Consider the following 11,121-nt stretch of genomic DNA (forward strand, 5'->3'; position numbering starts at 1 on the left):
ATGGCGCTCGCCCCGCGAGTTCATCAGGGCCAAAACCGAAACCGCTTAGGTGTCCGGTGAAACGGGGGCTGGATCAGTGATCAGGTCAATTGGTCTGGAAGAATGGCAGGATGCGGTGCCGCACCCGGTCCCAAAGCCCTGGCGCACCCCGCTTGGCCGGAATGCCCACGCGGGTGTCGATGTTTTCCAGCGTCACGTTGTGCAGGATCCAGCTTCCACCGCCTGAGGCCAGGTTCAGCAGCGGCGGCTGGCAGCGATCCAATGCACGGGCGAAGCGGGCATCGGGGCTGTCGCCGGCCTCGAACTCTTCCCAGAGGCTGCGCAGACCGGTGCCCTGGTCGGCGGGCAGCAGTCCGAACAGGCGCTCGGCGGCCGCGCTTTCGGCGGCTTCCTTGGCGGCTTCGTCATGTGCTTCGTGGATCGGGAAATCGCCCGCGTCGATCTCGACGATGTCGTGGATCAGCAGCATGCGGATGACCCGGTCGATCGAGACCTCCGGTGCAGCCTGATCTGCAAGGATCAGCGCGAACATGGCCAGATGCCAGCTGTGCTCGCCCGAGTTTTCCCGGCGCGAGCCGTCGGCAATGGGCGAGGCCCGCACGATGGTTTTCAGCTTGTCGATCTCGACCAGGAAGTCGAGCTGCTGGTCCAGACGGTCGCCCGGCGTGGTGCCGTCGACCATCAGCGCGAGGTTTCGGTCAGGCGGCGGCGCACATAGCCGTCTACCGAACCGATCATCGTATCCATGTGCGGATCTTCGAAGAAGTGCCCGGCGCCGTCGATTTCCTCGTGGGTGATGGTGATGCCCTTCTGCTCGTGCAGTTTGCCGACCAGCGATTGGGTGTCGGCGGGTGGCGCCACGCGATCGTTCATGCCGTTTATGATCAGGCCCGAGGACGGGCAGGGCGCCAGGAACGAGAAGTCGTACATGTTGGCCGGCGGGCTGACCGAGACAAAGCCGGTGATCTCGGGCCGCCGCATCAGCAGCTGCATCCCGATCCAGGCGCCGAAGGAGAACCCGGCGACCCAGCAATGCTTGGAGTTCTGGTTCATCGACTGCAGGTAGTCGAGCGCCGCGGCGGCATCCGAAAGCTCGCCCACACCCTGATCGTATTCGCCCTGGCTGCGCCCGACACCACGGAAATTGAATCGCAGCACGGTGAAGCCCATGTTGAAGAACGCATAGTGAAGGTTATAGACGACCCGGTTGTTCATGGTCCCGCCAAATTGCGGGTGCGGGTGCAGAACGATGGCGATGGGGGCGTCTTTCGCCTTCTGCGGATGATAACGACCTTCAAGACGGCCTTCGGGGCCGGGAAAGATTACCTCGGGCATCGGGCGGTTGACTCTCCTTGCGCTGACGGTCCTGCGAGGCGGCTTGACGCCCGATCCTCGGAAACTTAGAACAATTCTAATGAACTCAGCGGGTTTTGTTTCTCGGGTTTTGCAAGTAACCATCCCGGCGAGAATGGTCAATGGCGCAGGGGGTTTGGAGGCATGAAACTCTCCACAAAGGGCAGATATGCCATGGTGGCTCTGACGGATCTGGCGCTTCAACCCGCCGATACGCTGGTCACGCTTGGAGAAATCGCGAAACGGCAGGACATTTCGCTGGCCTATCTGGAGCAATTGTTCGTCAAACTGCGCCGGGCCGGGCTGGTGGACTCGGTACGCGGGCCAGGCGGTGGCTATCGGCTGTCGCGGTCGCCGACCGACATCCGGGTGTCGGAAATCCTGGGGGCGGTGGATGAAACCGTCAGCGCCCTGCACACCGGGGGGGCAGCCTCGGGCGGGCTGTCGGGATCACGCGCACAATCCCTGACCAACCGGCTGTGGGAGAGCTTTTCGGCACATGTCTATGTTTTCCTGCACCAAACCCGTCTGTCGGACATCGTCAGCAATGAATTGGCGCCCTGTCCGGCGGTGCCGAGCCTGTTGAAGATCGTCGACGAATGAGCCGCCGGCCCCGCGTCTATCTGGACTGGAACGCCACGACGCCGCTGCGCCCCGAGGCGCGCGCGGCGATGATCGCGGCGATGGATCTTGTGGGCAACCCGTCATCCGTCCATGCCGAGGGCCGGGCTGCCACGGCGGTATTGGAAAGGGCGCGGGCGCAGGTGGCCGAGGCGTTCGGGGCGCAGGCGGCGGACATCGTGTTCACCTCGGGTGCGACCGAGGCGGCGGCGCTGGCGCTGGCGGGCCGCGATCTGTCGTCGTCGAACATCGAACATGACGCGGTGCGGGCCTGGACGCGGTGCGATCTGGCCTGCGACAGCAACGGGCAGGTGGCGGTGGACGATCCGGCCACAACGGCCCTGCAGGCCGCCAACAGCGAAACCGGGATCTTGCAGCCGTTGCCCGCGGGGCTTGCGGTCTGCGATTTCACTCAGGCCTTCGGGAAACTGCCGGTGGCTTTCGATTGGTCCGGGGTCGAGATGGGCCTCATCTCGGCGCACAAACTGGGTGGTCCGAAGGGGATCGGTGCATTGGTGCTGAAACGCGGCACCGAGGTTGCCGCCCGGATCAAGGGCGGCGGGCAAGAGATGGGCCGCCGATCCGGAACCGAAAACCTGATTGGAATCGCGGGCTTCGGGGCCGCAGCTGAAGCGGCCGCGCGCGATCTGGCCGATGGGATCTGGGAAAAAACCGCGGAAATTAGAAAAGTTCTAGATTCATCATTGGAAGCCGGAACGAATGAGACTATTTTTGTCGGGAAATCGGCGGAGCGACTCCCCAACACCTCCTGCGTGATTGCGCCCGGCTGGAAAGGCGAGACCCAGGTCATGCAGATGGACCTGGCCGGGTTCGCGGTTTCGGCGGGGTCGGCATGCTCGTCCGGCAAGGTGCGCGAAAGCGCCGTGTTGCGGGCGATGGGCTATCCGCCGGAGCAGGCGTCCTGCGCCCTTCGGGTGTCGCTGGGGCCGACGACGACATTGGACGAAGTGGAACGCTTCGCAGAAACCTGGACCCGCGCCTATGCCAAGGTCCGAAACCGCGCCGCCTGAGCGCAGCAAATGAACGCGCCGCGCGGCGCAGCGAAACAAGCGGCGCAACAGTGCCGACGGAAGGAACGGAACAACAGGATGGCTGCATTGGACACCCAAACCGAAGTTCGCGAAGGCGTCGATCGGGAGACCGTCGAAACCGTCCAGTCGATGGCGGGCAAGTACAAATATGGGTGGGATACCGAGATCGAGATGGAATACGCTCCCAAGGGCGTGTCCCCCGACATCGTGCGGCTGATCTCGGAAAAGAACGAAGAGCCGGAATGGATGACCGAATGGCGTCTGAAGGCCTTCGAACGCTGGACCCATCTGGACGAACCCGACTGGGCGATGGTCAGCTATCCCAAGATCGACTTCCAGGATCAGTATTACTACGCCCGTCCGAAAAGCATGAGCGAGAAGCCCAAGTCGCTGGACGATGTGGATCCCAAGCTGCTGGCCACGTATGAAAAGCTGGGCATCCCGCTGAAGGAGCAGATGATCCTGGCGGGCGTCGAAGGCGCCGAGGATGCACCGGCCGAAGGCCGCAAGGTCGCCGTGGACGCGGTGTTCGACTCCGTATCCGTGGGCACCACCTTCCAGAAGGAACTGCAGCAGGCCGGCGTGATCTTCTGCTCGATCTCGGAAGCCATCAAGACCCATCCCGATCTGGTCAGGAAATACCTCGGGTCGGTCGTGCCGGTGTCGGACAATTTCTATGCGACGCTGAACTCGGCCGTGTTCTCGGATGGTTCGTTCGTCTACGTGCCGCCGGGCGTGCGCTGCCCGATGGAACTGTCGACCTATTTCCGCATCAACGCGGAAAATACCGGGCAGTTCGAGCGCACGCTGATCATCGCCGACAAGGGCAGCTATGTGTCCTATCTGGAAGGCTGCACCGCGCCGCAGCGCGACGTGGCGCAATTGCACGCGGCGGTGGTCGAAATCATCATCGAGGAAGACGCCGAGGTGAAATACTCGACCGTCCAGAACTGGTTCCCCGGCGACGAGAACGGCAAGGGCGGCATCTATAACTTCGTGACCAAGCGCGCCGATTGCCGGGGCGACCGGTCCAAGGTGATGTGGACGCAGGTGGAAACCGGCTCGGCGGTGACGTGGAAATACCCGTCGTGCATCCTGCGCGGCGATGACAGCCAGGGCGAATTCTACTCCATCGCCATCACCAACAACTACCAGCAGGCCGACACCGGCACAAAGATGGTGCATCTGGGCAAGAACACAAAGTCGCGGATCGTGTCCAAGGGGATCTCGGCGGGCAAGGCCCAGAACACCTATCGCGGGCTTGTGTCGATGCACCCCAAGGCCAAGGACAGCCGCAACTACACCCAGTGCGACAGCCTGCTGATCGGTGGCGACTGCGGGGCGCATACGGTGCCCTATATCGAGGTGCGCAACAACTCCAGCCGGGTGGAACACGAAGCGACGACGTCCAAGGTGGATGACGACCAGCTGTTCTATTGCCGCCAGCGCGGCATGGACGAGGAAGAAGCGGTGGCCCTGGTGGTCAACGGTTTCTGCCGCGAAGTGCTGCAAGCGCTGCCGATGGAGTTTGCCATGGAAGCCCAGCAACTGGTGGCGATCTCTCTAGAAGGCTCGGTGGGCTGATGATGCTATACTCCGGCCATGGGCCATCTGCGAACACGTTGGGCGCTCTGGCGAGTCCCGGCGTGCTGCGCGATGGCGTGGCAAGCGGAGGAAAGATCATGCAACCTGTTGTATTGCTTGTGGGCAAGCTGCCCGGCATCGTCGGACATCTGGCCGATGAACTTGAAGACCTGCCGGTGCGCTGGCTGGGCGCCCATGACCATGGCGAGGTCATGCGCCAGCTGGATACCGAACCCTCGATTTCTTGCGTCATCATGGGCGCGGGGCTGAACGACGATGTCCGGGGCGATCTGGTCGGGCTGATTGCTGGGCAGCGTCCCGACGTGTCGATCCACCTGAAGGACCGGGCCTCGGGCCCAGAAGGCATGGCCGATTTCGTCCGCAAGGTCGCCGGCGCCATGGTTCTGAACAGGGGCTAGGCGATGGCGGAACACGCGAACACCAATCCCGTGGTCAGGCTGGCCGATCTGGAGTTGATCCAGCGCGGCCCCGACCAGCCCTCGACCCGCTTCGGCGCGGCGCTGAACTCTTTCGGTACGCGGCTGGGGATGGGCGATCTGGGCCTGATGTATGTGACGGTCGAGCCGGGCAAACGGGCGTTTCCCTTCCACAACCATCTGGGCAATGACGAGGCGTTTGTCATTCTGGAGGGAAGCGGGATCTATCGCTTTGGCGAAGGCGAGCATCCGGTGCAGGCGGGCGATGTGTGTCTTGCTCCCAAGGGCGGGCCGGACACGGCGCATCAGTTGATCAACACCGGCAGCGACACCCTGCGCTATGTCGGGATCAGCACGAGCCATGATCCGGACATTGCGGAGTATCCCGACAGCGGCAAATTCGCGGCCATCGGCATCGCGCCCGGCCCCAGCTTCATGCAGGCCCATCTGCTGCATCTGGGCAAGCGTGAGGACGGGCGTGGCTATTGGGACGGCGAGGATCTGGGATGATCGTAACGACCACCAACATCATCGAAGGCCACAAGATCACCGGCTATCACGGCATCGTGGTGGGCGAGGCCATTCTGGGCGCCAATGTGTTCCGCGATGTGTTCGCGGGCATCACCGACATCATCGGCGGGCGCTCGGGGGCCTATGAGAAGTCTCTGGGCGAGGCCCGTGCCACGGCACTGGCCGAAATGGAACATCACGCCAGGCAGGCCGGCGGCAATGCCGTCGTGGGCGTCGATCTGGACTATGAAGTTGTCAACAACATGCTGATGGTGTCCGCCTCGGGCACCGCCGTCAGCATCAGTTAAACCGGGAAGGCCTGCGGGCCAGCCCATGGAAATACGTCAGAAGCGGAACCGATTCATGTTGGAAATCAAGAACCTCCACGTCAAACTTGAAGAAGAGGACAAGCAGATCCTCAAAGGTGTGGATCTGAGCATCGCGCCGGGATCGGTGCATGCCATCATGGGCCCCAACGGCTCGGGCAAATCGACACTGTCCTATGTGCTGTCCGGGCGCGACGGCTATGAGGTGACCGAGGGTGCGGCGTCTCTGGACGGCCACGATCTGCTGGAGCTTGATCCGGAAGAGCGCGCCGCCCTTGGCCTGTTCCTGGCCTTCCAGTACCCGGTGGAAATTCCCGGCGTCGGCAACATGACCTTCCTGCGCACCGCGGTGAATGCGCAGCGCAAGGCGCGCGGTGAAGAGGAACTCAGCGCCGCCGACTTCCTCAAGCTGATCCGCGCCAAGGCCAAGACCCTGAAGATCGACGCCGACATGCTGAAACGTCCGGTCAATGTCGGCTTCTCGGGCGGCGAGAAGAAGCGCAACGAGATCCTGCAGATGGCGATGCTGGAACCGAAGATGTGCGTGCTGGACGAAACCGACTCGGGTCTCGACGTGGATGCCATGAAGCTGGTGGCCGAGGGCGTGAATGCCCTGCGCAGCGAGGGCCGGTCGTTCCTCGTCATCACCCACTACCAGCGCCTGCTGGATCACATCAAACCGGACGTGGTGCACATCATGGCCGATGGCCGCATCGTGAAATCGGGCGGGCCGGACCTGGCCCTTGAGGTCGAACACAACGGTTATGCCGACATCCTTGCGGAGGTGGTGTGATGGCGCTGACTCAACCGAAACTGGATGCCACCGAGGCGCTTCTGGCGGGGTTGACCCTGCCGGCGTCGCGTGCGCTGGCCGGCAACCGGGCCGAGGCGCTGGCCCGGCTGCGCGCCATGGGTCTGCCCGGACGGCGTGACGAATACTGGAAATACACCCGCCCCGACACGCTGGCCGCGCCCGAGGCGGTGCCTGCGGCCGTCTTCGACAACGACGAGTCGCCGGTCTTCGGCGAGGTTGATCGTGTGAAGATCGTCTTCGTGGACGGCGTCTTTGATGCCGATGCGTCGGATGACCTGGAATTGGCGGGGGTATCCATCGAACGGCTTGCCGATGCGGAAAGCTCCGACATTCATTGGTCCAGGGATCTTTACGGCGTGCTTGAAGCGCGCGGGCAGGACCCGGTGGATCGTCCGCTGGCGGCGCTGAACACGGCCTTTGCCACCGATGGCATGCTGATCCATGTCACCGGCAAGGCCGCAAGGCCGGTGTCGCTGATCTATCTGCACGCGGACACGACCTCGGACGCGATCCTGCATCACGTGGTGCGACTGGAGGCCGGCGCCGATCTGACCCTGCTGGAAAACGGTCCCGCCGCCGCACGCTTCAACAAGGTCCTGGAAGTGGACCTGGCCGATGGCGCCGCTTTCCACCACGTGCGCGCACAGGGTCGCGACCACGAACGCCGCGCCGCGACCCACATCTTTGCCCGTCTGGGCGAGGAATCGGTGTTCAAATCCTTCACCCTGACCGCCAATGGCGTGCTGACCCGCAACGAATGCATCGTGGAACTGACCGGCGACAATGCCGTCGCGCATGTGGCCGGTGCCTGTGTCGGCGATGGCGATTTTCACCATGACGACACGGTGTTCATCACCCATGACGCCCTGAACTGCGAAAGCCGTCAGGTGTTCAAGAAGGTGCTGCGCAACGGCGCCACCGGCGTCTTCCAGGGCAAGATCCTTGTGAAGGCGGGCGCGCAGAAAACCGACGGCTACCAGATCAGCCAGTCGCTGCTTCTGGACGGCGACAGCCAGTTCCTGGCCAAGCCCGAGCTTGAGATCTATGCCGATGACGTGGTCTGCTCGCACGGCTCGACCTCGGGCGCGATCGACGAGGAGGGGCTGTTCTACCTGCGTTCCCGCGGGATCGAGGAAGGCCCGGCCACCGATCTTCTGACGCTGGCCTTCCTGGCCGAAGCCATCGAGGAGATCGAGGACGAAGCCATTGCAGCGGAAATCCTGGCGCGACTGGAAGCCTGGCTCGTCCGGCGGCGCGCCGGCTGATGGCGGTCACCACCGACATCCTGGCGACCTATCGCCGCCCGCGGCAGGTGCTGCGGCGGCTGCTGGCCGGTCCGGCGCATGAAGGCCGCGCGCTGGCCTATCTGATGCTGGGATGCGTGTTGGTGTTCATCGCGCAATGGCCGCGGCTGTCGCGGCAGGCGGCGCTGGATCCCGGCCACGACATGGCCGAACTGGCCTCGGGCGAGGTTCTGGTCTGGATCTTCATGGCGCCGCTGGCGTTTTATGCGCTTGCGGCGCTTGCGCATCTGGTGGCGCGACTGCTGGGCGGGCAGGGCACGTGGTACCGCGCCCGCATGGCAACTTTCTGGACGCTTGTGGCGCTCAGCCCGTTCTGGCTGCTGCGGGGCATGGTGTCCGGTTTTCTCGGGCCGGGGGTCGCGCTGGACGCGGTCACCCTGGTCTCCCTTCTGGTGTTCGCGCTGCTATGGGTCGCAACCCTGCGCGAGGCCGAACGCGCGGAACCGGTTGCGTCCGACGTGGCAGGCTCCTAGGTCAGGATCTATGGTGAACAGTACGTTTGATTTGACGCCCGGGGGGCTTATCCGGGCCGCCGTGGCAAGCATCCGCGACCCGCGCGCCGGCGCGCGCGCCGCAATCGGGGCGCAATTCCCCAACCAGATCCTGTGGATGGCCCTTGTGGCGGTGGTCACGGCCTCGGTTGTCATCGGGCAGGGCAGCCTGCTTCTGGTGGCCGGCGAGTCGGCGCTTAACAATCCCTTCCTGATGTATCCGCTGGCCATGTGCGGCATCCAACTGGTGCTACTGGTGGTCATGGTGCATGCCACTTATCGCATTGGGCGGTTGATGGGCGGCACCGGCAGTTTCAACGGCGCGCTGTCCATCGTGGTCTGGCTGCAGTTTGTGCTGGCCTGCCTGCAGGTTTTGCAGACCCTTGCCCTGTTGCTGGCCCCGCCGCTGGCCGACGTGCTGGGCATCATCGGGCTGGTCCTGTTCCTGTGGCTGTTCACCAACTTCGTGGCCACCCTGCACGAGTTCAAATCTTTGCCACTGGTCTTCGTGATGATCCTGGTGTCGGCCTTCGCCCTGACCTTCGTGCTGTCCATCGTCCTAACTCTGCTTGGCATCGCCGGGCCCGGAGCCTTGAATGTTTGACGTCGAAACGATCCGTGCCGATTTTCCGATCCTGTCGCGCGAGGTGAATGGCAAGCCGCTGGTTTATCTGGACAATGGCGCCTCGGCGCAGAAGCCGCAGGCGGTCATCGACGCGGTGACACGGGCCTATGCCGAGGAATATTCCAACGTCCATCGCGGACTGCATTTCCTGTCGAACCTCGCCACCGAAAACTACGAGGCCGTGCGCGGCACCATCGCGCGGTTCCTGAACGCGCCGTCCGAGGACAGCATCATCATGAACTCGGGCACCACCGAGGGCATCAACATGGTGTCCTACGGCTGGGCCGCGCCGCGGATGCAGGCGGGCGACGAGATCGTGCTGTCGGTGATGGAGCATCACGCCAACATCGTGCCCTGGCACTTCCTGCGCGAACGGCAGGGCGTGGTGCTGAAATGGGTCGATGTGGATGCACGCGGCGATCTGGACCCGCAAAAGGTCATCGACGCCATCGGTCCGAAGACCAAACTGGTGGCCATCACCCAGCTGTCCAACGTGCTGGGCACCGTGGTCGATGTGAAGACGATCATCGAAGCCGCCCATGCGAAGGGCGTGCCGGTGCTGGTGGACGGCTCGCAGGGGGCGGTGCACATGCCGGTGGATGTGGCGGATCTGGACTGCGATTTCTACGCGATCACCGGGCACAAGCTCTATGGCCCGTCGGCGTCCGGCGCGATCTATGTCAAGCCCGAGCGTATGGCCGAGATGCAGCCCTTCATGGGCGGCGGCGACATGATCCGCGACGTGTCGCGGGACTGCGTGACCTACAACAGCCCGCCGATGAAGTTCGAAGCGGGCACGCCGGGCATCGTGCAGATGATCGGTCTGGGCGCCGCGCTGGACTACCTGATGGCGTTGGGCATGGACAACGTCGCGGCCCATGAACAGGCCCTGCGGGATTATGCCCGCACCCGGCTGGACGGTCTGAACTGGTTGAACGTTCAGGGGCAATCCGCTGACAAGGCTGCGATTTTTTCCTTCACCCTGGAGGGGGCTGCCCATGCGCATGACATCTCAACGGTGCTGGACAAGAAAGGCGTCGCGGTGCGCGCCGGCCACCATTGCGCCCAGCCGCTGATGGAGCATCTTGGTGTGCCCGCCACCTGCCGCGCCTCCTTCGGTCTGTACAACACCAAGGCCGAGGTTGACGTCCTGGTCGACGCGCTGGAGCTTTGCCACGAATTCTTTGCCTGACACGGCTTCCGCGCGTTTTCCAAGTTGCGCGGTCCGGCGGCTTTGCCTATACGGACCCGCACGCACCTGTAGCTCAGCTGGATAGAGCGCTGCCCTCCGAAGGCAGAAGTCAAGGCTGGTGACGCTTGGTTGTGTTGGAAGAAAGAAGTGACTAAACAACGGTTTGAGCGAATGTCGGGTTTGCTCTTCATGCCGACGAAATTCTCGCGTAAGCATGGCGTAAGCATCTCGCGAACGGTATGCACCCGTAGCTCAGCTGGATAGAGCGCTGCCCTCCGAAGGCAGAGGTCAGAGGTTCGAATCCTCTCGGGTGCGCCAAAAAACACTATAAATCAATAACTTACACTTCTGCGCATTTGTGGACCTAGTGCTTACGTGGGAAATTCGCGTAAGCAGTGTAATCGCGGCAGTGAGCTGAAGCTGTATCGATAGCCCATCGAATCTTTAGCGCGGCCTCCTGGTCGAAGGCGCATGACTTCAGCGTTCCTGCTTGCATCGCCTTCTTTCATCTCGCCAAGCATCGCATCGAGAAGGACGGAGCTGCTGGTTCCGGCAGGCACTGCAGGGGATATGGCGCCAGACCGCATTTTCGTGTGCACTGTGTGTGCAACGTGTCGTCGTAAAGGGGCAAATTCTGGCATACTGCGCCGTAATCCAGCGTAGTCATATCCGCCGCCAGCATTTTGTCCAACGAAGAATATATACAATAAAACAAAAGGTTAGAATGAGAGGTGGCTGAACTGGCCCCCATTTCGCCCGGACATCTTGGCTTGAGCCAGGAGGCTTAAGGATAGCCTTAAGCACGTGCTGAT

At 62.9% G+C, this 11,121-nt stretch carries 13 protein-coding genes and 1 tRNA gene; 12 read left to right on the forward strand and 2 right to left on the reverse strand.

Annotation, left to right across the window (positions count from 1 at the left end):
- Nucleotides 1-85 precede the first annotated feature (85 nt).
- Nucleotides 86-682 (reverse strand): HD domain-containing protein, encoded by a 597-nt coding sequence (locus tag AB0T83_RS19510; RefSeq protein ID WP_366194882.1) that lies wholly within the window; start codon nucleotides 680-682, stop codon nucleotides 86-88.
- Nucleotides 682-1,335: an alpha/beta hydrolase gene (locus AB0T83_RS19515; protein ID WP_366194883.1), complete on the reverse strand. Its 654-nt coding sequence runs from the start codon at nucleotides 1,333-1,335 to the stop codon at nucleotides 682-684. The genes AB0T83_RS19510 and AB0T83_RS19515 overlap by 1 nt, the downstream gene beginning before the upstream one ends.
- A gap of 162 nt (nucleotides 1,336-1,497) precedes the next feature.
- Here AB0T83_RS19515 and iscR point away from each other — a divergent pair, with 162 nt between their 5' ends.
- From iscR to AB0T83_RS19575, 12 genes are all read left to right on the forward strand, one after another.
- Nucleotides 1,498-1,956 (forward strand): Fe-S cluster assembly transcriptional regulator IscR, encoded by a 459-nt coding sequence (iscR, locus tag AB0T83_RS19520; RefSeq protein WP_193142376.1) that lies wholly within the window; start codon nucleotides 1,498-1,500, stop codon nucleotides 1,954-1,956.
- Nucleotides 1,953-3,005: a cysteine desulfurase family protein gene (locus tag AB0T83_RS19525; RefSeq protein ID WP_366194884.1), complete on the forward strand. Its 1,053-nt coding sequence runs from the start codon at nucleotides 1,953-1,955 to the stop codon at nucleotides 3,003-3,005. Before iscR ends, AB0T83_RS19525 begins: the two co-directional genes overlap by 4 nt.
- A gap of 78 nt (nucleotides 3,006-3,083) precedes the next feature.
- Nucleotides 3,084-4,610 carry a Fe-S cluster assembly protein SufB gene (gene sufB / locus AB0T83_RS19530; protein ID WP_366194885.1) on the forward strand — a complete coding sequence of 509 codons (1,527 nt, stop codon included), beginning with the start codon at nucleotides 3,084-3,086 and terminating at the stop codon, nucleotides 4,608-4,610.
- A gap of 98 nt (nucleotides 4,611-4,708) precedes the next feature.
- Nucleotides 4,709-5,029, forward strand: coding sequence for a hypothetical protein (locus AB0T83_RS19535; RefSeq protein ID WP_366194886.1), 321 nt, complete (start codon nucleotides 4,709-4,711; stop codon nucleotides 5,027-5,029).
- 3 nt (nucleotides 5,030-5,032) lie between these two features.
- A complete protein-coding gene (locus tag AB0T83_RS19540) occupies nucleotides 5,033-5,557 on the forward strand; it encodes a cupin domain-containing protein (RefSeq protein WP_366194887.1) in 525 nt (174 codons plus the stop codon).
- Nucleotides 5,554-5,865 carry a heavy metal-binding domain-containing protein gene (locus tag AB0T83_RS19545; protein ID WP_366194888.1) on the forward strand — a complete coding sequence of 104 codons (312 nt, stop codon included), beginning with the start codon at nucleotides 5,554-5,556 and terminating at the stop codon, nucleotides 5,863-5,865. The genes AB0T83_RS19540 and AB0T83_RS19545 overlap by 4 nt, the downstream gene beginning before the upstream one ends.
- Nucleotides 5,866-5,920: 55 nt before the next feature.
- A complete protein-coding gene (sufC, locus tag AB0T83_RS19550; protein ID WP_366194889.1) occupies nucleotides 5,921-6,676 on the forward strand; it encodes a Fe-S cluster assembly ATPase SufC in 756 nt (251 codons plus the stop codon).
- Nucleotides 6,676-7,962, forward strand: a complete 1,287-nt coding sequence (locus AB0T83_RS19555) for a SufB/SufD family protein (RefSeq protein ID WP_366194890.1) — start codon at nucleotides 6,676-6,678, stop codon at nucleotides 7,960-7,962. Before sufC ends, AB0T83_RS19555 begins: the two co-directional genes overlap by 1 nt.
- A complete protein-coding gene (locus tag AB0T83_RS19560; RefSeq protein ID WP_366194891.1) occupies nucleotides 7,962-8,474 on the forward strand; it encodes a YIP1 family protein in 513 nt (170 codons plus the stop codon). Before AB0T83_RS19555 ends, AB0T83_RS19560 begins: the two co-directional genes overlap by 1 nt.
- 13 nt (nucleotides 8,475-8,487) lie before the next feature.
- Entirely contained in the window at nucleotides 8,488-9,096 is a 609-nt protein-coding gene (locus AB0T83_RS19565; protein WP_366194892.1) for a YIP1 family protein, read from the forward strand.
- Nucleotides 9,089-10,309 (forward strand): cysteine desulfurase, encoded by a 1,221-nt coding sequence (locus tag AB0T83_RS19570; protein WP_366194893.1) that lies wholly within the window; start codon nucleotides 9,089-9,091, stop codon nucleotides 10,307-10,309. Before AB0T83_RS19565 ends, AB0T83_RS19570 begins: the two co-directional genes overlap by 8 nt.
- Nucleotides 10,310-10,550: 241 nt before the next feature.
- Nucleotides 10,551-10,627, forward strand: a tRNA-Arg gene (locus AB0T83_RS19575).
- The last annotated feature ends 494 nt before the right edge of the window (nucleotides 10,628-11,121 follow it).

It is taken from the genome of Meridianimarinicoccus marinus (genome assembly GCF_040689105.1).
GTDB lineage: Bacteria > Pseudomonadota > Alphaproteobacteria > Rhodobacterales > Rhodobacteraceae > Meridianimarinicoccus > Meridianimarinicoccus marinus.

Excerpts from the sequence above, each read along its gene's own strand:
- AB0T83_RS19515 (WP_366194883.1), bottom strand. The coding sequence starts at position 1,335 with ATGCCCGAGGTAATCTTTCCCGGCCCCGAAGGCCGTCTTGAAGGTCGT.
- AB0T83_RS19545 (WP_366194888.1), top strand. The coding sequence starts at position 5,554 with ATGATCGTAACGACCACCAACATCATCGAAGGCCACAAGATCACCGGC.
- AB0T83_RS19570 (WP_366194893.1), top strand. The coding sequence starts at position 9,089 with ATGTTTGACGTCGAAACGATCCGTGCCGATTTTCCGATCCTGTCGCGC.
- AB0T83_RS19540 (WP_366194887.1), top strand. The coding sequence starts at position 5,033 with ATGGCGGAACACGCGAACACCAATCCCGTGGTCAGGCTGGCCGATCTG.
- AB0T83_RS19510 (WP_366194882.1), bottom strand. The coding sequence starts at position 682 with ATGGTCGACGGCACCACGCCGGGCGACCGTCTGGACCAGCAGCTCGAC.
- AB0T83_RS19525 (WP_366194884.1), top strand. The coding sequence starts at position 1,953 with ATGAGCCGCCGGCCCCGCGTCTATCTGGACTGGAACGCCACGACGCCG.
- sufB (WP_366194885.1), top strand. The coding sequence starts at position 3,084 with ATGGCTGCATTGGACACCCAAACCGAAGTTCGCGAAGGCGTCGATCGG.
- AB0T83_RS19555 (WP_366194890.1), top strand. The coding sequence starts at position 6,676 with ATGGCGCTGACTCAACCGAAACTGGATGCCACCGAGGCGCTTCTGGCG.
- AB0T83_RS19535 (WP_366194886.1), top strand. The coding sequence starts at position 4,709 with ATGCAACCTGTTGTATTGCTTGTGGGCAAGCTGCCCGGCATCGTCGGA.
- sufC (WP_366194889.1), top strand. The coding sequence starts at position 5,921 with ATGTTGGAAATCAAGAACCTCCACGTCAAACTTGAAGAAGAGGACAAG.
- iscR (WP_193142376.1), top strand. The coding sequence starts at position 1,498 with ATGAAACTCTCCACAAAGGGCAGATATGCCATGGTGGCTCTGACGGAT.
- AB0T83_RS19560 (WP_366194891.1), top strand. The coding sequence starts at position 7,962 with ATGGCGGTCACCACCGACATCCTGGCGACCTATCGCCGCCCGCGGCAG.